This is a genomic window from Streptomyces sp. NPDC047017 (genome assembly GCF_040644175.1).
Taxonomy (GTDB): Bacteria; Actinomycetota; Actinomycetes; order Streptomycetales; family Streptomycetaceae; genus Streptomyces.
The window spans coordinates 34,699-55,374 of record NZ_JBEYVW010000031.1; the positions used below are offsets into that span (position 1 = coordinate 34,699).

Below are 20,676 nucleotides of genomic sequence, written 5' to 3' on the forward strand. Positions count from 1 at the left end.
GTGGACCAGCCCACCGTTGGCATCCTCCACCCCGGCAGCATGGGCGCCGCCGTCGCCGCCTGCGCCGCGACCAACGCGGGTGCAGCCTTGTGGTGTGAGACCGGGCGCAGCACCGCGTCTGCGGAGCGCGCCGCCCAGGCCGGGCTGACGCCCGTGGCCACGATGACGGAGCTGCTGGACCGCAGCGACATCGTCATCAGCCTCTGCCCGCCAGCCGCAGCCGAGGACCTGGCCCGCGACGTCGCCGGGCACGGCTTCGCCGGGGTGTTCGTAGACGCAAATGCGATCAACCCGGAGCGCGTCCAGCGGATCGCCGGGCTGTTCGTACCGGACGCGACCGTCGTGGACGGTGGCGTCGTCGGCTCACCGCCGGTGCGCGGCAAGACACCGACCCTGTACCTATCGGGGCCCGTCGCCGGGACCGACCGCATCGAGGCGCTGTTCGGGGGCACCGCCGTCCAGACGACGGTGCTGGGCACGGAGGTTGGGAAGGCGTCCGCGCTGAAACTCGCGTACGCCAGCTTCCAGAAGACCTCGCGGGTCCTGACGGCGCTCGCGGTCGGCATGGCGCGCGAGCACGGCGTCGACCAGGAACTCATTGAGGTCGCTTCCCGGCGCACCGACTCGTACCTCGCGGAACCGGAGTACGTGGCCAAGACGGCGGCACGCGCCTGGCGCTGGGGCCCGGAGCTGGAGGAGGCTGCCGACGCGCTCGCGGCCGTCGGCCTTCCGTCGGAGATGCTGCGCGCGGCTGCGTCCACGCTGACACGGTGGGAGGACGCCAAGGACGACGGCGAGCTCACGCTCACCGACGCCTTGGACCGACTTGCCCAGCCGTAGCCGACGTTCATGCCGTCGCCGCTCCCGCCCGCTGCGCCAGCAGCTGGTCGATGAGCCGCGCCGCGTCCTGCGGCCCCAACGTCGTGGTGTCCATGGTCAGGTCCCAGGCCATGCGCGGGTGCGCGTCCAGGTCCTCGCGGGTCGCGTCCCACGCCGCCAGGCGCGCCGCGGTGTCGCTGTCGCCGCGCCCCGCCGACCGCTGCTCGGTCACCTCGCGCGGGCACCACAGCAACACCACCGACCAGCCGGCCGAGTAGCCGTCGACCAGCGCGCGGACGCCGTCGACCTGTCCGAGGTGCACTACGGGCACCCCGGCCTCGAACGCCGCGTCCAGGCCGGGCGCGTCGATGACGTACGTGTTGCCGTAGCGACTGTTCGCGTAGACGACGTCGCCGGCGGTCTCCAGCGCGTGCAGCTGCTCCGCTGTGCCCATCCGGTAGCCGGCTGACTTGCCGGTCCCGACCTTGAGCCGCGCGAACTGGGCGTACTTGGAATCGAGGTTGCTGAGCGCGACGGTGACGGTGTCCTTGCCCGACGCCGGCGGGCCGTAGAGGACCACGCCCTGCCTCTCCGTCATGCGTACATCGCCCCCATCGCCTGCCGCGCCTGGTCCGCGAGCGTCACGGCGGTCCCCAGCCGGTTGTCAACGACCAGGTGCGGCACCGCCGGGCGCAGGTCGAGGTCGATCGTGGCCATGTACTCGTCCCACCGCTGGAGCTTCCACGCGTCGCGGGCCGCTGAGCGGAACCCGATGTACTCGCGCATCGACTCTTCGTCGCATCGCACCCACACCGGGAAGACGTCGACACCCATCGAGCCCGCACGGTTGGCCAGCCGCTGCATCCAGTCCGAGTCAGTCATTTCGGCGATGAACGGGGCGGTCAGCACCGTGGAGATGCCGCACTTGATGTTGGCCATGGCCGACTGCATCAGGCAGTCGTACTCCACGGGCCGGACCTTCTCGCGGTAGAGCTCGGTGTGCCGGTCGTTCGCATCGCCGCCCAGCGCGACCAGGAGGCGCTCCACCAGCGGGCGGGTCAGCGGATCCTTGTCGAGCAGCGGCCAGCCGGTGAGCTGAACGAAGAAGCGGGCCAGCTCGGTCTTACCGCTGCCCGCGAAGCCACCGACCAAGATGAGTACGGGACGGTGAGGATCGCCGCCCGTGTGCCGACGCTTCCATGCGTCGATGATCCGCTGCTGCAAGTCGAAGTGGTCGGCTTCGCCGGAGCCCGGCGCGATGCGGTGAATGGCTCGCTCCACCGCCAGGACGTGCGAGCCGTTGAGACGGTCGTCCATCGGCGTGAGCTTGAAGGACGTCTCCTCACCTGGCAGGGCAGTGCGGAAGCCTAGGTCGGGCTCGGTGGCCCGGTACAGAAGGCAGTAAGCACGTCGGTAGTGCGGGCCGGGGTAGACCTCGCCCTGCTCGTGCTGCCAGAGGGTCTGCGGATTCGCGGCGGGGATGCCCTTGAGTTTGGCCTGCTCAGCGACCTGACGGAGGCGCTCACCGGCTTTCTCCAGGGTCAGTCCGTGGGCTTCGCGTTGCTCGCGCAGCTTGTCCGGACGCCAGCCCGCTCGGTGCTTCCCCACCCTGTGACCCTCCGTGATCGTCATGGCCGTGAGCCTAGAGCTAGGCCCGCAAATCCCATGTGTACGTAGATGTTGAAAACCCGTGAACGCAAGTGTGCACGAGCTTCGACAAGGCTTTGTGATGTTGCGTTGCGGCGCTCGCGAGTGTGATGGCCCCCACACGACGACCAGTCATGAGGGGGCACGGGATGGGCGAGTTGGACCGCTCAGGCATCGAACGCGTACTCCAGCACGTAGGCCGCGCTGTCCATGGTCATCTCGTTCACTTCGACGGCTTGGAGCTCAGCGTCGAAGGCGGTGCGGCACAGCTTGATGACGGGACGCTCCAGGGGCATGGCCAGCCCTTCGGCCTCCTCAGCGACGGGCAGCCGGCACCGGATCTCTTCGCGGAAGTGAGCCGGCGCGTGCCCGAGCTCAGCGAGTCGGGCGTATGTGCCGCCCTCGCCGGTGTCCACGCGCATGATCGCCGTGCCTTCAGCCAGGTCAAGAGGCAGGTACGAGGTCGCGAGCATGACGGGCCGGTCGGCAAGAACGAAGCGCCGGGACCGAGCGCAGACGAGTTCGTTCTCGTCCACGTCCAGCATCCGCGCGACGTGCGCGGGCGCAGCCACGGTGTCCACGCGGACGTCGATCGTGACGGGGCGTTCCTCGTCAGCCGACCAGATGGACTTGCCGGCGCCCCACTGCTCGCGTGCGAGTCGCTGGATGCCGTGACGTCGGATCGGGCGGAACTCGATGACCCGAGCGCCGGCACCCTTCTTCGTCTCCACCAGGCCCTCGATCCGCAGGATCTTCAGCGCCTGGCGAGCGGTAAGCACAGCGACCTCGTACCGGGCGGCAAGCGCGCTTTCCCCCGGCAGCCGATCGCCGGGGCCGTACTCGCCGGACTCGATCGCCGCCTTCAGGTCGTCGGCAATCCGTTGGTACTTGGGCCGCTGTTCGCCCATGTCACTCGCCATACGTCTCCCTACCTCGTTAGCGATCCTACGGCCGCTGGCTATCGAGGAACCGGCAAGGGCGCCCCGGTGTGTGAGGGAGCCGCCGGGAGAGCGTACCTCGTTAACGTACCTCTTGACATCGCTAACGAGGATCGGTGTACTGAAGACGCACCGAACCTCGCTAACGAGGTCGGGGCGGGGGTGCCGAAGAGGTGCTGTTTCGCCCTGCCCACACGCCATCGGGACGCCTCCCGAGCTCAGCACCTCCGAGAGGAGCACCACCCCATGAACACCACCAGCCGCCCCGCCGCCGGCCTCGTCACCGAGACCTTCGACGCTGAGACGCTCGCGCTCCTGGAGTCGGTGGAGGTGCCGCTCCCCGACTTCGGCGGCCTGGACCTGGACGTCGCCTTCGGGATGCCGCTGGAGATGTTCGAGGCCGGCGCCCTTCCCCACGAGCGGCTGGACGGCCTGGACATCACCGCCGCCGTCGCCGCGATCGAGGCCCGCGAGAACCGAATGCTGGCCGCCCGCGACATCGTCGCCACCGACCCGACCGCCACCGAGCTGGTGCGCGAGCGCCTGGTCGACGTGCTCCTCCCCTACGCCACGCAGCTGCGCATCACGCGGCCGGCCGCTGCGGCGCCCCTGCCGATCGCGGCCTGACCCCCGCACCACGCCGGGTCTTCGGACCCGGCTCCTTCACCCGGAACCGCCTCTGGCGGCGCCGGATGTGGGAGCCGGAAGCGCGACTCCCGACAGCATCCGCCCGGACATCCAGCCCTTGGGCTGGCTCTGGAAGGCAGCGGCTGTTCCTTGAGAACTCCACAGCGTGATCCACCACCGCAGTACCGGCCGTGTCCACACCAGCCGGAGGTGAGTGGAAACCCGTCGTGCGGCGCCATCACCGCTGGTGGTGGCAGTCGGCACACGCGATGACCCGTCAGGCGCTCAGCTCCTGGGGGCGGCCCGGTGCAGTACCAACCGGGCGCTCATTACTGACGGAAAGCGTGGAGGGCCGACATCCCCACGACGTAAAAGAACGACGCGACACACTCCCAGACCCTCGGCACCCGGTCCCAGCCGAGGCGAGGAGCCGCGTCGGGACTGAGGGAACCTCGTTCTCCCTCCCAGATCACAAGGCGAGCAGCGCGGCGGCAGAGGCCGCGCCCCTGTTTTGCAGCCCCGCGCTGCCCAGTCGTCCACCGCCGGCCTCCGGGCCGTTCGGTGGGCGGTGGAGAGCGCGGTGGACACCGGCTCTACCAACGGCGACAGCCCCAGGGATCGGACCCCCGGGGCTGTCCAGGACCTGTATGGAGGCCCCGATGCAGATCAGCATCGCACGGAACAACGGCGACTCCGACACCGACATGGACGAGGCCCTGCGCCGCGTCCGACAGGGGAAGTGACCCCGGTGGACTGGCGACACAACGCGGTCTGCCGCGAAGAGGACCCCGAGCTGTTCTTCCCGATCGGCAACACCGGACCGGCGCTCCTGCAGATCGAGGAGGCCAAGGCGGTCTGCCGCCGCTGCCCGGTCATGGAGCACTGCCTCCAGTGGGCGCTGGAGTCCGGCCAGAACGACGGCGTCTGGGGCGGCCTCAGCGAGGACGAGCGGCGGGCGATGAAGCGCCGCGCCGCCCGCAACCGCGCCCGCCTGGCTGCCTGACCATCCAACTCCTTCTGGAAGAAGGCGACATGCGGTTCCTCTACCTGCTCGGCATGGCCGGGCCGTTCATCGTCATCGGCGCGGTCCTCCTGGCCCGCTGACCCCGTCGACTCCCGACCCACCGCCGTTTCCAGTGGAAACGGCAACAGCCCCGCTCCGCTTCCTGCGTTGCCCAGTCGCCCCCGGCCCGCCCGCGCGGTCCGGGAGCGGTGGAGAGCGTCGGAACCCGCGTTCCCCGCTCGGTTCGGCCCTCGTGGCTGGAGAGCTCCTTACCCAACTCCCCTTCCTTGGAGGACCTGTGATCGCCCTGCCCCTGTTCCTGATCGCCGGTGGCATCACCTACCTGTGCTGGCGCGCTGACATGCGTGCCGGTGTCCTGATCGCCGCGCTGATCTGCGGCTACGCCCTCGCCACGTCCCCGCTCGCCGGGGCCATCAACGGCATGGGCAGCGGCATCAGCACCGCCGTGCAGAACGCCGGCGACGACAAGCCCGACACGGTGCCCGCCAGCAGCAGCCGGTGAACCTGCCACTTGCCTGTGGCCCCGGCCCCGGCCGGGACCGCGGGGAGGTGACAGAGCCCCCGCCCGCACAACCCCTCGCCCCGCACGACTCCCTCGCACCTCTTCAGGAAGGACAACCCGTTCATGAGTGACGGCGACGCCCCGGTCGGCTCGAACCTCGGCCAGCTCATCAAGCAGCTGGACGCCATCGAGTTCCGTACCGACCGCGACCTCTACAACTACGCCCGCATCCTGCGTGCCATCGGCTTCGAGCTGTACATGCGGATCGGGATGGACGCCGACATGGTCACCGCGATCTTGTCCCAGTACAAGGGCAAGTGGTGGACGTTCGGCGCGCAGAGCAAGATCCGCGCCAAGCTGGTCGGCGGCCACCTCAAGGCCGGAGCGACCGCCGCGAAGGTGCTCGGCCTCTCGGGCGTGAAGATGTACGCCTCGTTCGTCAAGCACTTCATCAAGCCCGAGCAGGAGGCCGAGGCCGAGGCCCGCAAGGGCAAGGGCTCGAAGAAGCCGGGCTTCTCCATCGGCGACAAGCCGTCGGGCAGCGCTGGCCGCCCCGGTGAGTCAGGAAGGGCTGCGTGATGGCACGCCGCGTCTCCAAGTCCAAGACGATCGACACCCGCACCGAGGAAGAGCAGCAGCAGGACCGGGCGCGGCGACTCCGCTACGTCGGGCCCTGGGCGATCACCGCCCTCGGGCCCGTCCTGGTGGAGGGCGCGCACGTCACGGTCGCCGGGAACCCGGCCGCGCTTGCCCTGGCCACTCTGGGCGTCGCGGGCACCGGCACGGCGCTGTGCCGCTTCCTCAACCACCTGGATGGCAAGGCCAAGCGGGACAAGGACACCGTCCGGCTGCACCAGGTCAACACGGTCGCGGTCACCGCGGCCGTCACGCTGGGCACCATCACTGGCGTCGACACGGCCGAGACCGCCGGCGCCTGGGCGCTGGGCGGCATCGGCCTGTCCCTGGCCAACAACCTCTGGAGCTCGTTCCACAAGAAGGGGTCCGAGAAGGGCGCCTCCAAGTGGGAGAAGCTGGAGAGCGAGATCGGCCTGGCCAAGCACGAGCTGAAGGAAGCGAAGTCCAACGGCAAGGGCACCGTGATCGCCACGGTGGAGGCCAAGGACGGCGCGACGGCCGAGGACCTGGCCCGGCGGATCCCCGCCATGGCCGCCGCCATGAAGATCGGCAAGGGGCGCATCACCCATGTCGTGGACGATGACGACTCCTCCATGGTCACCATGCGCGTCCAGGTCGCCGACCTCCTCAAGGAGGGCTTCCCCTGGCGCGGCCCGTCGGCGTTCGGCGCGTCCATCGGCGATGTCCCGATCCGCACCGGCCGCTACGAGGACGGCGAGGACCTGCTCCTCAACCTCACCGGCCAGCTGCGTTGCCTCAACCTGACCGGCGCTCCGCTGGAGCAGGAGCCGCTGGCCAACGGCAACGTGGAGCACTGCATCGCGATGGGCGTCAACGGCGCTGGGAAGACGCAGGGCAACCAGCTGATCGTCACCGAGTGCGGCACCCGCACCGAGGTGTCCACGATCGTGATCGACTGCTCGAAGTTCCAGCAGGACTTCGGGCACGTCCGGCACGGCATCGAGTGGCCGATCGACAAGAAGGACGCCGCCCGGCGGTTCTTCAAGCTCCTGCCCAACGCGATCGAGAAGCGCACCGACTTTCTCGCCGCCAAGGGCCTGAGCAAGTGGGAGCCGGGCTGCGGCCTGAACTTCCTCGTCATCATCGGTGAGGAGGCCGCGGACTTCGCCGCCGACAACGAGCACTACCAGAAGATCCTGCGCACGGCCCGCGCGGCCGGCATCTGGATCCTGACCTCCATCCAGCGCGCCACGCACAACAACATGGACACCGACTCCCGGGCCAACTCGCCCGCGGGGCTGTGCTTCGGTCTCCGTGACGGCGCCGACGCCCAGTACTGCCTCCCGGACGAGGCGACCGACGCCGGCGCCTGGCCGCAGTGGGGCAACCGCAAGCCCGGCTACCACTACGCGGCCGGTCTGGGCATCCCGGAGGAGCGGTGGCACATCACCGCCCGCACCGAGCTGGCCAGCAAGCGCGACCAGGCCGACGCCGTCACCGCCGGGGCCGCGATCCGCACCCCGCTGGACACGGTCACGGCCGAGGCGTTCGGCGACCTGTACGTCAACCGCACCACGTACGACGCCCCCCTGCTGCCCCAGGAGGAGGGAGAGGACAGCACCCCGCAGCAGGCGGCCCCGTCCCCGGCCCCCGTCGCCACGTCGGCCTCCCCGGCCGCCCCGGCGGCGCCGGCCTTCTCCGGACCGCCGGACGAGGAGATGGACGACGTGGACGAGGACACGATGGCGGCCGAGGTCGAGGAGCTCAACGAGATGCTCAAGAACGTGCTGGACGAGGACCCCGAGCCCGGTCAGTACGACCACCTGCGCATCGAGGACGACATCGAGCCCCCGGCCGAGGACGCCCCGGTGCTCAGCCTGGGCGGCGACGTCGACGACGCCGACAAGCTGACCAGCGAGCAGGGCCGCCAGGAGCTCTACGAGCGGCTCGACAAGTGGGTTCGCGAAGGCAAAAACAGCTTCGCTCCCCGCGACGTCACCGACATCCTCATGCGGGTCGGCCTGAGCGACACGAAGCGCTGGTTCTACCGCGAGCGCGATCGGCTGATCGAGGCCGAGGTGATCTCCGTGGACGAGTCGGACGAGGGCTTCGGCCTGTACGACATCCTCCGCTCTCCCCTTTCTGGCAACGACGGAGAGTGACGAAAACCGGGTGCGCATGGTGCGCTGCGTCGCGCACCGTGCGCACCCGTCCCCGCCCCAGGTAGGGGGCCCGAACCGTAGCCGCGCACCACCCAATGTGTACCCATTTGTTCTGCGCGCACGGTGCGCGCCGCACCTCCGCGCACCTTACGGAAGGTAATCAGAATGAGCGCCCCGAACGCTCTCCGGCCGAAGGTGGCCGGCCCGCCGCGAACCCTCCCGCCCGTCACCGCCGACGACGCCGCCAAGGCCCGGAAGTCCATCGCCAAGCTGGACGAGGTCCTGGCCATGGTCACCAAGGCGCTCCTCACCCTCGGTGGGGGCGCGCTGATCTTCACTTGCGTGAATGTGACCCGGTTCGGCGTCTCCCACGAGATCCCCTGGTACATCGCCTGGATGCTGGACCCGCTGGCCAGCCTCGCCCTGATCACCGTCCTGTACGTCGACGGCGTCCTGGCCGAGCACGGCGGCGACTACAAGCCCGGCGGCTGGCCGTTCCTGCTGCGCTGGACGGCCGGCCTGTCCACCTGGGTCATGAACTGCTGGACCAGCCTCTACCCGGACGGGCACTTCCACTTCATCCCGCAGAAGCCGGACGCCGGCGGCATCCTGCTCCACTCCGTCGCCCCGGCCCTGCTGATCCTGCTCGCGGAAGCCGCCACCGGCTACCGCAAGTACGCGACCCGGCGCCGCGGTGAACTGACCGCGATCATCGCCCGGTTCGAGACCGCGAAGGCCGCAGAACGCGAGGCCGACCAGAAGCGGGCCCGCGAGGACGCAGAACGCGAGGCCGCCGATAAGCGCGAGGCCGCAGAACGCGAGGCACAGCGGGAACGCGAACGCGAAGAACGCGAGGCCGCCCGGCTGGAACGCGAGGAGAACGCGAGGCTCGAAAACGAGCGGCGTCGGGCAGAAATCGAGGCGACCGCTCAGGCCCGCCGCGACGAAATCGAGGCGGAACGCGAGCGGATCGCACTGGCCGAGCGCACCGCAGAAATCGAGGCGACCCGGCGCAAGACCGAGGCCGAGATCGAGACGCAGCAGTGCCGCGCACAGTGGGAGCTGGAGCAGGCCGAGCAGGACCGGGAGGCCAAGCGCCGGGCCGAGATCACCACGGCAGAAGCCCAGGCTGAGGCGCTGCGCAAGGAGGCCGAGGCCGCTGCGGAGGCTGAGCGGATCAAGGCCGAGGCCGAGGCCCGCGCCCTGGAGGAAGCCGAGAAGCTCAAGCGGCAGCGCGCCCTGGAGCGGGCCGCCGCACGCACCCGCCCCGCCTCGGAAACCGGCGGCGCCCGCACCTCGATTTCTGCGGGCCGTACCTCGGAAAGTGCCTCGGAAAACGGGGCCGCGCTCGTCGCGGTGCCCGCGCTGACCGCCTCGGAAAGTGAGGGCCGCGTCCCTCGCGAAGTGCGGGCCAAGCAGCGTGACGAGGCCGAGCGGTACATCGCGAAGTGCGAACTGTCCGGCCTCACGCCGGACCTGGACGGCCTCGCGAAGCACTACGAGAAGGGCGAGACGTGGGTCGGAGACCGCGTCCGCGCCGCCAAGCGCCGCCTCGCGGAAGAGGACGGGTTCGAGGACTCGGTGATCGAGGACGCGCTGGACGGCTTCACCGACGACAACAACAACGACAGCGACGACGCCGCGGGCGCGGCATGAGCGGCGCCCCGGCAGAAGAGGAGGACACCACCGTGGAACTGGAGATCACGTTCGACTTCACCGAGCAGCGGCCCGAGCCGATCGAGCTGCTGCCGGAGGCCGGCGCCGACCGCCCGCCGCTGATCCTGGCGCGCAACGAGCGGCTGATGCCGGTCCGCTACCGGCCCCTCGCCTGAACCGCTTCGACGGCTCCACTGGCCCCCGAGATGTTGAAGCCACCTCGGGGGCCGGTGAAGAGGCCGAAGCCTCGTCCCGGACCTCACACGCCAGCGATCCGTCCGGGCTCCCCACTGCGGAGGAGGACACCATCATGCCGTCGAACGGCGAGCAGCCCCAGACCTACTACCCGACGCCGATGCCGCCGCAGTACGCGCAGGCCCCCGCCCCCGCGTACGGACAGTACGTCGTCCCGCTCCCCCAGGACACGGTCGTCTACCCGCCGACCGCCGGCATCGACGGCGTCGTCGTCGTCCCGGGCCCGGCCGGACAGCCGGTCGCCTACTACACCCCGCCGCCCGCCCCGGCCCCGCAGCCGCTTGTCTCCCCGCTGCTGGTCAAGGCCGCGCTCGTGGCGTTCATCCTGGGCGTCGGCGGCGTCGGCCTCTACTTCCTCGTCACCGCCCTGGTCGCGCTCGTCCAGGCGCTCGTCACCCTCGGCCTCATCGCCCTGGCGGGCCTGGGCGGCTTCGTTCTGCTGAAGATGTTCAGCACCGGCTCCGGCCGGGGCGGCACCAACGTGCACGTCCAGGCCCGCGGCCGCGCCAAGGTCCAGGTCCACACCGGCCGTGGACACAACCGTGGCCGCCGCCGCTGATCCGGTGCTCCGGGACGTCGACCCGTACGGAACCAACGACTTCCCGGTCTACCGCTGGCGCCAGGCCCCCAAGGGCCTGGCCACCCGCAGGCAGCTGCGCGAGAAGCGCTTACGCCCCGGCGGTCAGGCCCCGGTCGCAGCGATCGAGTGCCGGGGCGGCAAGCGCCGGGCCTGGCTCTACGAGGTCGACAAGGCCCTGCCGATACGGCCCATGACCCTCGCCAAGGAGATCGCGCTCGACAAGGCGATGGAGGCCAGGCAGCGGTGCCCCTCGTGCCGCCGGCGGTACTTCCACTGCCCCCCGCTCAAGACGCTCGGCTCCTGCCTCGAGTGCTACGACGGCACGCCCGCCGACCCGCACTCCTACCTCAACCCCCGCCCCACCGCGCCCGCGCAGCACTGCGAGGGCGGTCTGACGGCTGCCTGATCCCCCCGGCCCGGCACCCGCCGCGGCCGGGGGGTGAAGGGGAGCCGGACAGCCCCGGTACGTCCGACTACGCCGCCGACCACCGCGAAGGAGCCCACCGGTGACCGAGCCCAACCAGCCCCAGCCCGACCCGAACAAGCCGGAGCCGACGATCCCGCCGCTGGACACGATCGCCGACAGCGAGCGGATGCCGCCGCGCACACCGCGCACCGCGCCGCCCCGGCCGGCTCCGATCCGGCTGCGCGACGACGTCCCCACCGGCGCCCTGGTCGCCTTCGGCGTCATCGGCAGCGCCGCCGTCCTGCTCGCCCTGATCAAGGGCGTGCCGAAGGTGATGGACTGGTCCCACCACCAGGACTGGCGCTGGTTCACCCAGTGGGTGGCCACCGTCGCCGACCCCGTCCACACCTACCTCGCCGCGCACACCGCCGGCCTCCCCCTGACGGCCTCCAGCGCGTTCGTCATCTGGCAGGGCGTCGGCCTCGCCGCGCTGATCCTGGCCTGGCTCACCGGCGCGGTCGGCGCGCGCCTGACGTGGATCGCGCACGGCGCCTGCACGGCCGCGATGGTCTGGGACGCGGCCCCCGCCGCCGGACGCCCCGTCGCCACCGCGCTGATCGTCCTCGCCTGGACCATCGGCAGCCTGTTCGCGCTGCGCGGCCTGTCCCTGCGCCCGGTGCTCAACCTGCACAACCACCCCGCCCGCTGACGGTCTGGCGGCTGCCTGATCCACCCGCCCCGCCGTACGCGGGCCGGGTGGTGACGGGGAGCCGGACAGCCCGGCCGGAAGGGGAGCCGACCATGACCTTCAGCACCGAGTCCTCCGTGACGGACAAGAACCTGGACGCGGCCTGCGCCGCCGTCACCACGGAGATCGGGCGCACCGACAACAAGGCGTCGCTGTTACTGGCCTTCGACGGCGCGGTCCTCGCCGGACTCGCCAGCCTCGCCGACAAGAACCTGCCGCTGCCCGCCCAGCTCGTCGGCGGCGCCGCCAGCCTCGCCCTCGCGGCCGCCGCCGTGCTGCTGCTCCTCGTCGTCCGGCCCAACCTCGGAGGCCGCGCCCCGGCGCCCGGGTCGTTCCCCAACTGGGCGCAGCTGGACGCGGCCACCATCCGGGCCTCCATGGACGACGACACGCGGCCCGCACGGATCAAGGCCCTGTCGACCATCGCCGTCGCCAAGTACGAGCGACTGGCCCGCGCGGTCGACACGATCCTCGCCTCCCTCGCCCTGCTCCTGGTCGCCGCCGTCCTCGCGGTCGCCGGATGAGCAGCTGGCCGTACGCGCTCGCCCTGGTCCTCATCGCCGTGGCGGCCACCCTCGCCGCCCGGCACACCCACCGCACCGACACCGACAAGGAGTAAGCCCGTGGCCCTCACCCTCTTCTCCCGCCACCCCGAACCGCCGGTCGTCGAGCCCGAGCCGTGGCCCGAGATCGGCGAGACCTGGACGCCCGAGGGCGCCACCATCGCCCAGCGGTACTACAACCAGGCGCACGCGGTCGTCCTCGTCTACACCGCCGCGCAGGACTACCGCCACATCGTCGCGTGCCTGGGCTGCCACTTCGCCAAGGCCAGCAACAAGTTCACCAGCCACGGGTGGCTCGAACTGAAGGAGGCAGCGGCGGTCGCCAACGAACACGCCACCAGCTGCCGCGCGCTCCCCCGCGACATCCCGGCCCGCCCGGACGACAACGCTGTGCGCGAGCGGCTGAGCACCTGGGTGACCGCCTCCCGCAACCGCGGGGCGGACGAGCAGATCTGGATCGAGTCGCTGGACCTGATAAGGCTCACCCTCCAGCGCACCGATGACGCACTGGAGGCCGCGCTCCAGCAGCTCGCGGTCGACCAGCCGGAGATCCTGCGCACCGACCGCTGCGAGTACAGCGGTCGTGCCCGGTACTTCGCCCGCCGCCTGATCGAGAGCTGACCGGCGCTCTCCGTGCGCCCCCGGCCGCCGCCCTCCCCCGGCGGCCGGGGCCGTGCGGTGTCCGCCCGGTCACCCGGACCAGGCGATCGGCCCTCCCCTGGAGGTCACCGTGCCCCTCACCCGCCGCTCCCTGATGGACGCCGCCGCCGCGCGCTTCGGCTGGCGCTGCGCCTACGGCGACACCACCGAGGTCGACGCGCTGCTCACCGAGCAGTCCGAGGCCGCGTACACCGCCGCCGCCGACCACACCGCGCTCGCCACCGCGAAGAACACCGACGCCCTGGCCGTGCAGCCCGGCGTCCTGGACGCCCGCGGCCGGATCCTCGCCGACGTCCTCTACCTCGAGGGCGTCCTGGCCGACGCGCGCAACCGCGGCCTGCCCAGCGAGGTCATCGAGCGCCTGGAGGACGTCGTCGACCACGGCCACGAGATGACCGTGCTGCTCGCCGACGCTGTCCGCTCCACCGCCGCCGCCCACGCGAGCAGCGGCAACTGAGACGCCCGGGACGGCCGCTGGCGTGCGGCCCGGCCGTCCCGGAGCCACCCCTTCCCCCGCCAGAGCGCATCCGACAGAAGAAGGAGCACCCCCATCATGAACCGAGCTGTTCGCCGCGCCACCCTCGCCGTCGCCGACGCCGCGACCGAGGGCCTGGACATGGTCACCGTCGTCGTCGGCGGCGCCATCGGCGCCTGGGCGGGCTACACCTACTCGCCCGACACCTGGTCCGGCGACTGGCGCCTGGCCTTCGCCGGCTGCGTCGCGGTCGTGGCCGCCGTCGCCGTCAACTCCCTGGCTGAGCTGTTCCTGACGCCGCTGCGCCGCCTGCTCACCAAGGCCCGCAGCACCGCCCGGCCGACCACCCCGCACAGGAACACCGCCCCGGCCCCGGCCGCCACGCTGGACGAGGCTCTCGCCCAGGTCGTCGTCGCGACCGAGGAGGACGCCGCGCACCGTGCCGCCAGCGCCGCCTTCCGCATCGACGACAGCGACAACTTCCTGCGCAGCGAGGACCGGTGGCGCGGCTACGAGGATGGAGAGGCGTCCTTCTACCTCGCCCCGGGCGTGGTGCTCCACCACCGCGCGGACAGGGACGACTACAAGCGCCACTTCACGCTGCTGACCGGCGACAGCGAGGAGCCGGTGGTCATCACCGGCATGGAGCAGATCCGCCACCGCCTCGCCGCCCGCGCCGCAGGCCTCCCCGCCGTCCCGGTGACCGGCGACACCGAGGACACGGTCGCGGGCACGATCGCCGAACTCGACAACCACCTCAAGGCCCTCGAAGCCTGACGGGCTACCCGTTCCGCCCCGGCCCCGCGGCCGGGGCGGTGCGGTGGCCAATCAGACCGTCCCCGAGCCGGAAGGCCCTCCCGCATGAAGCCCGCCCAGATCACCGTCATCCGCGACGGCCTGTTCACCTCCCGCCGCCTGACCGCCGACATCACCGAGACCGTGCCCACCGCGCAGCGCCTGGTGAAGGAGCACTTCGGCCGGCGCCCGCTGACCGCCGTGGAAGTCGTGGTCACCTCCACGAAGCGGATCGCGATGCTCGCCGCGATGGCGCAGGGCGCGGCGGCCAAGCTCAAGCCGGAAGCGTGGGACGGCAAGACGCTCACCCTGACCTCCCGCCCCAACGACCTGTACTCGGTCGCGGTGATCGCGCCGAACAACGTCGTCCGCGTCCTGGTCAACGCCACCCGGCTGCGCCGCCGCCAGCGCGAGATCGGCGCGACACTCGTCTGGGCGTTCGTGGAGGTCGACCAGCTGTGCCGCAAGGGCGCCTGGGACCACCGCCTCACCCTGACCCGCCACGAACTGGGCGCTAACGTCCTGCCCAAGCACAAGGCCCGCGCGCTGTACCGCATCGAGGCGGACTGGGAGGCCGAGGCCGAGAAGGCCACCGGCCAGATCGTCGGCAAGGTGATCCGGCAGAACCGGCAGGCCGAGGCCGCCGCCGAACGCGAAGCCGCGGGCACCACCGCCTCGCAGGGCGCCGCCTGACCCGGCACCGTGCCGCCCCGGCCCTCCCCGGCCGGGACGGCGCGGTGCCCCGTCAGCCGCACCGCAGGAGGACCTGTTGCCCAGCACCGCCACCCAGGCCCCGGCCGCTCGCCTCGCCGCCGTCATCGCCGACGTTCTCGGCATCGACTGGACGCCGCCGACCGAGCTGGACTGGCCCGTCGTCTTCACGAGCGAGGCCGCCGACCGCGACCTCACCCTCTACCCCGACCGGAAGAACCGTCGGCTCATCTTCGAGCTGTCCCCGGCCGGGGCCGCCTCGGGCGACTTCGACCGGCGCCTGTTCGCGAAGTACACCCCCGACCTGACCGGCCACGACAGCATCGACGGCTGGCTCGCCGACGGCGACCTGGCCGCCGTCGCCGACGCCCTGGCCGTGATCCTGGAGCGGCTGATCGAACTGCCGCTCCCCGAGCGCGTCGCCCTCGCCGACCCGCTGCAGACTGAGCGCGAGCGCCTGGCCGAGCAGGCCAGGGAACTGGCCGCGGACGCCGCCTACTTCGCCGCCGGCCTCATCTGGTCCCAGCCCGTCGGCGACGACGCCCAGCGGCTCGCCACCCTCGCCCGCGACCTCGCGCACACCGCGATCCGCGTGGACGAGCTGCGCGGCTCGGCCACCGCCAACACCGCCGGACGGCTCTGATGGACGACCTGTTGAACCTGCCCGCCGGCGCCCTCTGCGCGTTCGTCGGACCGCCGGGCAGTGGCAAGTCGACCTTCGCCGCCCGCTACCCGGACAGCTGGCGCGTGTGCCTGGACGTCTACCGGCGCCTGGCAACCGACTCCGAGGCCGACCAGTCCGCGACCCCGGTCGCCGCCGAGATCCAGAACCTGCTCCTGGACGCCCGCCTCTCCCGGAACCTGAACGTGCTGGTGGACTCCACCAACGTCTTCCCGCACGTCAGGGCCGGGCTTCTCGCCCGCGCCCGCTACTGGCGGCGCCCCGCCGTGGCCGTCCTGTTCGACATCCCGCTGTCGACAGTGGAGGCCCAGAACGCCGGCCGCGACCGCGTGGTCCCGCTGCACATCGTGCGCGAACACCACCAGCTGCTGCCCGACGCCGACCAGCTCCGCAGTGAGGGCTTCGCCGCGGTGCACCTGGTCTCCGAACTCCTGGCCAACTCCGGCGTCCTGCGCCGGTCCGCCCGCCGCTGAACCCATCCCCACCTGCACGTCCTGACCCGACCTGGAGGAACCCATGGCACCCAGCGCCCGGCCCGTCGTCCACTACATGGCGACCCGGCCCGACGGCACCGTCCCGCCCACCTGCAACCACCTCGCCCGCTACTACAGCGGCCTGGGCGAGACGATCCCGACCGTCAACCTCGCCGACCACATCGGCGAGAGCATCGAGCACCCCAGCCCCGGCCAGAAGTGGTACACCGACAAGCCGTTCTCGTACTTCCACATGTACACGCGGCCCGGCGAGATCCTGGAGCGCATCGAGGACGGCTGGCCGATCCGGCTGTGGATCGTGGAGCCGCTCGGTGAGACCGGCAACTGGGGCGGCCGGTACTACCCATACTGGCTGATGTCCCAGCAGGTCCGCGTCGTGGAGGAGACCGAGGCGTGGCAGGCGTTCGGGCACTGCGGCGAGCAGGTCCTGGCCGTCCTCGCGCAGCTGCCCGACCTCGCCCGGCAGTGGGCCACCGAGTGGGCCGCCGACCCCGAGGGCACCCGCCACACGTACAAGGCGTGGGAGAAGCGGGTGGACGACACCCGGGCCCTGACTGGCTGGGCGTTCTGCCGGGCGCAGTACTCCCGGCGCGAGGCTGGCCTCCAGGCGGCCAACCAGCTCGCCGGGGACGCCGCCGCGCAGGCCGCGACCGAGGCCGGGGCCGCCCCGCACGCCGTCGCCCTGATCCAGCTGCGGGCCCGCTGCCTGGCCGCCGGCCAGCTGATGTTTGACCGGATCCGCAACGGCGAGTACGAGCAGTCGATCCGCGGCCTGCTGCTCGGTGCCGGACTGGAGACCCCCGCCCCCGTACCGGCCTGACGGCGTTCCATTCCGCCCCGGCCACCCGGGCCGGGGCTCCGCTCCGAGACCAGGAGACACACCTGATGAGCACCACCGACGAGACGATCCGCTACACCGCCGACGTGGTCCTGTTCGCCGACCGGCACGTCCTGCTGATCGAGCGGGGCTGGGACCCGTTCAAGAGCCGGTGGGCGCTGCCCGGCGGACACGTGGACAAGGGCGAGAACAGCCTGGACGCCTCCGCGCGCGAGCTGGAGGAGGAGACCGGCATCACCGTCCCGACTGCCGACCTCCGGCAGGTCGGCGCCTTCGACGCCGTCGGCCGTGACCCGCGCGGCCGCTACGTCAGCGTCGCCTACACCGCCACCCTGCCCGCGCTGGTCGAACCGACCGCCGGGGACGACGCCACCGCCGCCCGCTGGTGGCCCCTGGCCGACCTCCCCGACCTCGCGTTCGACCACGCCGAGATCGTCGCGGAGGCCGTGAAGCGCTGATCCCTCCCGCGCGAGCGCGGCGTTCCTCCGTGCCGCCCCGGCCCTTGTCGGCCGGGGCGGTCGCGGTGTTCCGCCACGCCCAGCGACAGGAAGGAGATGGGCGTCATGCCGCTTCGCTACTTCGAGGTTGACGTCCCGATACACCACACCACCAACCGCCAGCTGCACGGCGTGCACGTCTTCACCGGCGAGGCGTCGTCTACGAGCGAGGCCCTGCGCATCGCGCACGAGGTGTACGACGCGGCGCTCGCCGCACAGCAGGCCGGACTCGAGGTTCCCGGCAAGCAGGCCGGGGGCTGGGGAGCGCGGGGGCTTCGGCCCGACTGGGCGCTCGACTGGCAGGCCGCGACGGCCGGCATCTGGAACGACCCCTACAGCTGGCTCAACACCAAGTCCTTCGAGCTGTAGATCCGCCCCGGGACGGCCGCCAAAGGCCGGAAAACCAGTCGGCCGCCCTGGGCCACCCATCCCGTACAAGACGAGAGGGAGAGACCAGTATGGCCTCCACCGTGCGCGTACAGGCCCGTTCGGGAAATCGCGCCCTGATCATCACCACGCTCGCCGTGCCGCTGACCGGCTGGACCGTGCACGCGGTCAGCCTGCACCGCAAGCTCGCCGCCGCCCGGAAGGATCCGCTCACCGGGCTGCTCGGGCGCGACGGCTTCACCGCTCGGGCCCGGCAGATCACCGACCGGTACGGCGCCGCCGCCCTGGTCGTCCTGGTGGACCTGGACCACTTCAAGCAGATCAACGACGGGCCCGGCGGGCACGCCGCCGGCGACCGCGTCCTGGCCGCCACCGCGACCCGGCTCACCGCGTGGGCGGGCAGCCGCGGGGCAGTCGGCCGGCTCGGAGGGGACGAGTTCGCCGTCGCGGTCCGGATCGGCCCGGCCCGCCGCGAGCTCCGTCTCGCCCAGCTCGTGCAGCTGCTCGCGCAGCCGGTGGAGGTCGAGGACGGCGTCCTGGTCGACGTCGCCGCGTCCATCGGCGCGGCCTCCCCCGACGTCCTCGGCACGACGGACCTGTCCCTGCTCCAGCGGGCCGCCGATGCCGCGATGTACGTGGGCAAGCACACCGGCCGGGCGGTCCTCGCCGGGCCGCAGCACGCCACGGTGCCCTCCATCAACGGCCGCCGCGCCGGGCGGCCGGGCACCCACACCTTGGGGCGGGCGGCATGAGCACCACGACCCCGGTCGACCCGGGCACCTGGATCCGGGGCATCACGATCCGCCAGCCCTGGACGACCTGCATCCTCGCCGGGAAGGACGTGGAGAACCGCCCGGCCCCCTGGTCCTGGCGCGGCCTGGTGCTGCTGCACGCCGGGCAGGCCACCGAGCGGGCCCCGATGCGCGACCCGCTGGTCGCCACCGCGATCCGCGGCCGCGCCCTGCACACCCGGGCCGTCATCGGCGTCGCCCGCCTCACCGACTGCCACCAGGACGCCGCCGGCACCGCCCCGTGCTCGAAGTGGGCGCAGGCCGACGCGTTCCACCTGGTCCTCGCCGACGTCCAGGAGCTCGCGCTGCCCATCCCGTGGCTGCACGGGCAGCTCGGGCCCTGGCGCCCGCCGCAGGACCTCGTGGACCAGGTCCTCCTCCAGCTCCCCCACCTCGCTCCGGAGGCCACCTCATGAGCGGCAACCGCACCGGCGTCCCGCAGCCGCCCAAGGTCATCGCGGCCGACGACCGGATCCCCTTCCCCGAGACCGACCAGGTCCTGCGCTGCCGTACGAGCCCGGCCCTGTTCCAGATCGAGGACATCTCCACCGACCAGGACCCCCGCGCCCGCGAGAAGGCGCTCGCCAAGGCCAAGCACGCCTGCTCCGGCTGCCCGATCGTCAAGGACTGCCTGAAGTGGGCGCTGGCCAACCCCGCCCTGACGAAGACCGGGGTGTGGGCGGCGACCACCAAGCGCGACCGTACGCAGCTGCGCAAGCAGCTCGTGGCCCGGCTCGGTGAGGACTGGGTCGGCGTGGTCGCCGAACAGGACCGGCTCCGCAGGGAGCGGGCCCGCGCGGCCCGCGCCGTGCCGCCGACCGCCCGCGAACTCGCCCTCGCCCGTCTGGAGCTGGAGTCCATCCCCACCCGGCCCGCGCCGTACAACCGCTGGAAGGAACCCATCACCCCCCAGCGTGCGGCGTCGAACCTGCGCGTGCTGGCGCTGGTCGCCAGCGGCAAGGCGGCGTGATGTTCACCGACTGGACCGAGGCCCTCGAAGCCGAGTCGCTGCCCCTGGACCCGAACCCGGCGCAGCAGCTCGCCGCCGCGGCCCGGGTCACCGCCCGCAGCTCCCGCGACAAGGACGACCTCGGGTTGCTCCTGGACGTCCTCGGGCTGCCCACCGACACCGACACCCTCACCGCCCTGCTCCCCCTCATCCCGGAAACCGGAGACGCACCCACCATGACGAACACCCCCGCCGCCCCGGCCCTGTCCGCGTTCGAGGCCATGGCGATCTCCATGCACAACAACGGCGACTCCGAGCAGGCGATCCGCGAGGCCACCGGCCTGAGCGACACCGAGCTCAGCGACCTCATCGCCAACCAGGCCGGACTGCCCGGCCAGACCGCCGACGTCCCGGCCGCCACCCCGGCCATCGACGTCCCGGTCGTCGCGCTGCCCGTCTCCAACGCGCTCCAGGAGCTGATCGACTGGGCGGCCGCGCACCCGATCGCCTCGGTCCGCAGCCGCGCCGCCCGCATCACCGCCGACCTCTCCGAGCTGTCCGAGCGCCGCGACTCGGAGGCCGCGCAGCGCGAGGCGGAGGAGAAGGTCGCCAGGGCCAAGGCCGAACTGGAGAAGGCGCAGGAGGAGCTGCGCACCGTCAAGGCCGGCACCCGCACCACCACGGCGGCCGCCACCGCGCCCACCCCGATCCGGGCGGGCCTCGGCAGCGGCCGCACCCGGGAGGAGCTTGCCGCCGTACGGGCGTGGGCGCGCGAGCACAGCCACCAGGTCGCCGACGCCGGGATGGTGCCCAAGCGGGTCCTGGAGGCGTACGACGCCGCGCACCGGGCGCCGGTCCGGAAGGCCGGCTGAT

The 20,676-nt window shown here is 72.0% G+C and carries 28 protein-coding genes; 25 read left to right on the forward strand and 3 right to left on the reverse strand.

Annotation, left to right across the window (positions count from 1 at the left end):
* Positions 1-840 carry a DUF1932 domain-containing protein gene (locus ABZ858_RS35195; RefSeq protein ID WP_361388370.1) on the forward strand — a complete coding sequence of 280 codons (840 nt, stop codon included), beginning with the start codon at positions 1-3 and terminating at the stop codon, positions 838-840.
* A gap of 7 nt (positions 841-847) precedes the next feature.
* Here ABZ858_RS35195 and ABZ858_RS35200 read toward each other — a convergent pair whose 3' ends face one another.
* The 3 genes from ABZ858_RS35200 to ABZ858_RS35210 all read right to left on the reverse strand — a co-directional run bounded on the left by ABZ858_RS35200 (position 848) and on the right by ABZ858_RS35210 (position 3,386).
* Complete coding sequence (locus ABZ858_RS35200; protein WP_361388373.1) at positions 848-1,417, reverse strand: guanylate kinase; 570 nt, start codon at positions 1,415-1,417, stop codon at positions 848-850.
* Complete coding sequence (locus ABZ858_RS35205; protein WP_361388376.1) at positions 1,414-2,451, reverse strand: AAA family ATPase; 1,038 nt, start codon at positions 2,449-2,451, stop codon at positions 1,414-1,416. The genes ABZ858_RS35200 and ABZ858_RS35205 overlap by 4 nt, the downstream gene beginning before the upstream one ends.
* A 182-nt stretch (positions 2,452-2,633) precedes the next feature.
* The gene (locus tag ABZ858_RS35210; protein WP_361388379.1) at positions 2,634-3,386 is read right to left on the reverse strand and encodes a GntR family transcriptional regulator; all 753 of its coding nucleotides are present in this window, start codon (positions 3,384-3,386) and stop codon (positions 2,634-2,636) included.
* Between the two features lie 264 nt (positions 3,387-3,650).
* Here ABZ858_RS35210 and ABZ858_RS35215 point away from each other — a divergent pair, with 264 nt between their 5' ends.
* From ABZ858_RS35215 to ABZ858_RS35330, 24 genes are all read left to right on the forward strand, one after another.
* The gene (locus tag ABZ858_RS35215; RefSeq protein ID WP_361388382.1) at positions 3,651-4,031 is read left to right on the forward strand and encodes a hypothetical protein; all 381 of its coding nucleotides are present in this window, start codon (positions 3,651-3,653) and stop codon (positions 4,029-4,031) included.
* Between the two features lie 748 nt (positions 4,032-4,779).
* A complete protein-coding gene (locus ABZ858_RS35220) occupies positions 4,780-5,034 on the forward strand; it encodes a WhiB family transcriptional regulator (RefSeq protein WP_361388385.1) in 255 nt (84 codons plus the stop codon).
* A 298-nt stretch (positions 5,035-5,332) separates the two neighbouring features.
* Positions 5,333-5,557: a hypothetical protein gene (locus ABZ858_RS35225; RefSeq protein ID WP_361388388.1), complete on the forward strand. Its 225-nt coding sequence runs from the start codon at positions 5,333-5,335 to the stop codon at positions 5,555-5,557.
* A 123-nt stretch (positions 5,558-5,680) separates the two neighbouring features.
* Positions 5,681-6,136, forward strand: coding sequence for a hypothetical protein (locus ABZ858_RS35230; RefSeq protein ID WP_361388391.1), 456 nt, complete (start codon positions 5,681-5,683; stop codon positions 6,134-6,136).
* Positions 6,136-8,316 carry a hypothetical protein gene (locus ABZ858_RS35235; protein WP_361388394.1) on the forward strand — a complete coding sequence of 727 codons (2,181 nt, stop codon included), beginning with the start codon at positions 6,136-6,138 and terminating at the stop codon, positions 8,314-8,316. Before ABZ858_RS35230 ends, ABZ858_RS35235 begins: the two co-directional genes overlap by 1 nt.
* Positions 8,317-8,481: 165 nt before the next feature.
* Entirely contained in the window at positions 8,482-9,972 is a 1,491-nt protein-coding gene (locus ABZ858_RS35240) for a hypothetical protein (protein ID WP_361388397.1), read from the forward strand.
* On the forward strand, positions 9,969-10,148 hold the full coding sequence (locus tag ABZ858_RS35245; RefSeq protein ID WP_164584344.1) for a hypothetical protein: 180 nt from the start codon (positions 9,969-9,971) through the stop codon (positions 10,146-10,148). Before ABZ858_RS35240 ends, ABZ858_RS35245 begins: the two co-directional genes overlap by 4 nt.
* Before the next feature lie 134 nt (positions 10,149-10,282).
* Positions 10,283-10,786 (forward strand): hypothetical protein, encoded by a 504-nt coding sequence (locus tag ABZ858_RS35250; RefSeq protein ID WP_361388401.1) that lies wholly within the window; start codon positions 10,283-10,285, stop codon positions 10,784-10,786.
* Complete coding sequence (locus tag ABZ858_RS35255) at positions 10,758-11,213, forward strand: RRQRL motif-containing zinc-binding protein (RefSeq protein ID WP_361388404.1); 456 nt, start codon at positions 10,758-10,760, stop codon at positions 11,211-11,213. Before ABZ858_RS35250 ends, ABZ858_RS35255 begins: the two co-directional genes overlap by 29 nt.
* Positions 11,214-11,313: 100 nt before the next feature.
* The gene (locus ABZ858_RS35260; protein ID WP_361388407.1) at positions 11,314-11,922 is read left to right on the forward strand and encodes a hypothetical protein; all 609 of its coding nucleotides are present in this window, start codon (positions 11,314-11,316) and stop codon (positions 11,920-11,922) included.
* A 92-nt stretch (positions 11,923-12,014) separates the two neighbouring features.
* Entirely contained in the window at positions 12,015-12,485 is a 471-nt protein-coding gene (locus tag ABZ858_RS35265; RefSeq protein WP_361388410.1) for a Pycsar system effector family protein, read from the forward strand.
* A 99-nt stretch (positions 12,486-12,584) separates the two neighbouring features.
* A complete protein-coding gene (locus ABZ858_RS35270; RefSeq protein WP_361388413.1) occupies positions 12,585-13,145 on the forward strand; it encodes a hypothetical protein in 561 nt (186 codons plus the stop codon).
* Positions 13,146-13,254: 109 nt separating this feature from the next.
* Positions 13,255-13,641, forward strand: coding sequence for a hypothetical protein (locus ABZ858_RS35275; RefSeq protein WP_361388416.1), 387 nt, complete (start codon positions 13,255-13,257; stop codon positions 13,639-13,641).
* Positions 13,642-13,737: 96 nt separating this feature from the next.
* Positions 13,738-14,436: a hypothetical protein gene (locus ABZ858_RS35280; RefSeq protein ID WP_361388419.1), complete on the forward strand. Its 699-nt coding sequence runs from the start codon at positions 13,738-13,740 to the stop codon at positions 14,434-14,436.
* A gap of 84 nt (positions 14,437-14,520) precedes the next feature.
* Entirely contained in the window at positions 14,521-15,147 is a 627-nt protein-coding gene (locus ABZ858_RS35285; RefSeq protein ID WP_361388422.1) for a hypothetical protein, read from the forward strand.
* A gap of 76 nt (positions 15,148-15,223) precedes the next feature.
* Positions 15,224-15,808: a hypothetical protein gene (locus tag ABZ858_RS35290; protein ID WP_361388425.1), complete on the forward strand. Its 585-nt coding sequence runs from the start codon at positions 15,224-15,226 to the stop codon at positions 15,806-15,808.
* Positions 15,808-16,320, forward strand: coding sequence for an ATP-binding protein (locus ABZ858_RS35295; protein WP_361388428.1), 513 nt, complete (start codon positions 15,808-15,810; stop codon positions 16,318-16,320). The genes ABZ858_RS35290 and ABZ858_RS35295 overlap by 1 nt, the downstream gene beginning before the upstream one ends.
* A 43-nt stretch (positions 16,321-16,363) precedes the next feature.
* Positions 16,364-17,161 (forward strand): hypothetical protein, encoded by a 798-nt coding sequence (locus ABZ858_RS35300; RefSeq protein ID WP_361388431.1) that lies wholly within the window; start codon positions 16,364-16,366, stop codon positions 17,159-17,161.
* A 65-nt stretch (positions 17,162-17,226) separates the two neighbouring features.
* Positions 17,227-17,637 (forward strand): NUDIX hydrolase, encoded by a 411-nt coding sequence (locus tag ABZ858_RS35305; RefSeq protein ID WP_361388434.1) that lies wholly within the window; start codon positions 17,227-17,229, stop codon positions 17,635-17,637.
* Positions 17,638-17,742: 105 nt separating this feature from the next.
* A complete protein-coding gene (locus ABZ858_RS35310) occupies positions 17,743-18,045 on the forward strand; it encodes a hypothetical protein (protein ID WP_361388437.1) in 303 nt (100 codons plus the stop codon).
* 89 nt (positions 18,046-18,134) lie between these two features.
* Entirely contained in the window at positions 18,135-18,815 is a 681-nt protein-coding gene (locus ABZ858_RS35315; protein ID WP_361388440.1) for a GGDEF domain-containing protein, read from the forward strand.
* Positions 18,812-19,270, forward strand: a complete 459-nt coding sequence (locus ABZ858_RS35320) for a hypothetical protein (protein WP_361388443.1) — start codon at positions 18,812-18,814, stop codon at positions 19,268-19,270. Before ABZ858_RS35315 ends, ABZ858_RS35320 begins: the two co-directional genes overlap by 4 nt.
* Positions 19,267-19,824, forward strand: coding sequence for a WhiB family transcriptional regulator (locus ABZ858_RS35325; protein WP_361388446.1), 558 nt, complete (start codon positions 19,267-19,269; stop codon positions 19,822-19,824). The genes ABZ858_RS35320 and ABZ858_RS35325 overlap by 4 nt, the downstream gene beginning before the upstream one ends.
* Positions 19,824-20,675, forward strand: a complete 852-nt coding sequence (locus ABZ858_RS35330; protein ID WP_361388449.1) for a histone-like nucleoid-structuring protein Lsr2 — start codon at positions 19,824-19,826, stop codon at positions 20,673-20,675. The genes ABZ858_RS35325 and ABZ858_RS35330 overlap by 1 nt, the downstream gene beginning before the upstream one ends.
* Position 20,676 lies beyond the last annotated feature (1 nt).

Bases quoted from the DNA above. Each gene is read 5' to 3' on its own strand.
- ABZ858_RS35200 (WP_361388373.1), bottom strand. From the start codon at position 1,417: ATGACGGAGAGGCAGGGCGTGGTCCTCTACGGCCCGCCGGCGTCGGGC.
- ABZ858_RS35205 (WP_361388376.1), bottom strand. From the start codon at position 2,451: ATGACGATCACGGAGGGTCACAGGGTGGGGAAGCACCGAGCGGGCTGG.
- ABZ858_RS35210 (WP_361388379.1), bottom strand. From the start codon at position 3,386: ATGGCGAGTGACATGGGCGAACAGCGGCCCAAGTACCAACGGATTGCC.
- ABZ858_RS35215 (WP_361388382.1), top strand. From the start codon at position 3,651: ATGAACACCACCAGCCGCCCCGCCGCCGGCCTCGTCACCGAGACCTTC.
- ABZ858_RS35230 (WP_361388391.1), top strand. From the start codon at position 5,681: ATGAGTGACGGCGACGCCCCGGTCGGCTCGAACCTCGGCCAGCTCATC.
- ABZ858_RS35235 (WP_361388394.1), top strand. From the start codon at position 6,136: ATGGCACGCCGCGTCTCCAAGTCCAAGACGATCGACACCCGCACCGAG.
- ABZ858_RS35240 (WP_361388397.1), top strand. From the start codon at position 8,482: ATGAGCGCCCCGAACGCTCTCCGGCCGAAGGTGGCCGGCCCGCCGCGA.
- ABZ858_RS35245 (WP_164584344.1), top strand. From the start codon at position 9,969: ATGAGCGGCGCCCCGGCAGAAGAGGAGGACACCACCGTGGAACTGGAG.
- ABZ858_RS35250 (WP_361388401.1), top strand. From the start codon at position 10,283: ATGCCGTCGAACGGCGAGCAGCCCCAGACCTACTACCCGACGCCGATG.
- ABZ858_RS35265 (WP_361388410.1), top strand. From the start codon at position 12,015: ATGACCTTCAGCACCGAGTCCTCCGTGACGGACAAGAACCTGGACGCG.
- ABZ858_RS35280 (WP_361388419.1), top strand. From the start codon at position 13,738: ATGAACCGAGCTGTTCGCCGCGCCACCCTCGCCGTCGCCGACGCCGCG.
- ABZ858_RS35285 (WP_361388422.1), top strand. From the start codon at position 14,521: ATGAAGCCCGCCCAGATCACCGTCATCCGCGACGGCCTGTTCACCTCC.
- ABZ858_RS35295 (WP_361388428.1), top strand. From the start codon at position 15,808: ATGGACGACCTGTTGAACCTGCCCGCCGGCGCCCTCTGCGCGTTCGTC.
- ABZ858_RS35300 (WP_361388431.1), top strand. From the start codon at position 16,364: ATGGCACCCAGCGCCCGGCCCGTCGTCCACTACATGGCGACCCGGCCC.
- ABZ858_RS35305 (WP_361388434.1), top strand. From the start codon at position 17,227: ATGAGCACCACCGACGAGACGATCCGCTACACCGCCGACGTGGTCCTG.
- ABZ858_RS35310 (WP_361388437.1), top strand. From the start codon at position 17,743: ATGCCGCTTCGCTACTTCGAGGTTGACGTCCCGATACACCACACCACC.
- ABZ858_RS35315 (WP_361388440.1), top strand. From the start codon at position 18,135: ATGGCCTCCACCGTGCGCGTACAGGCCCGTTCGGGAAATCGCGCCCTG.
- ABZ858_RS35320 (WP_361388443.1), top strand. From the start codon at position 18,812: ATGAGCACCACGACCCCGGTCGACCCGGGCACCTGGATCCGGGGCATC.
- ABZ858_RS35325 (WP_361388446.1), top strand. From the start codon at position 19,267: ATGAGCGGCAACCGCACCGGCGTCCCGCAGCCGCCCAAGGTCATCGCG.
- ABZ858_RS35330 (WP_361388449.1), top strand. From the start codon at position 19,824: ATGTTCACCGACTGGACCGAGGCCCTCGAAGCCGAGTCGCTGCCCCTG.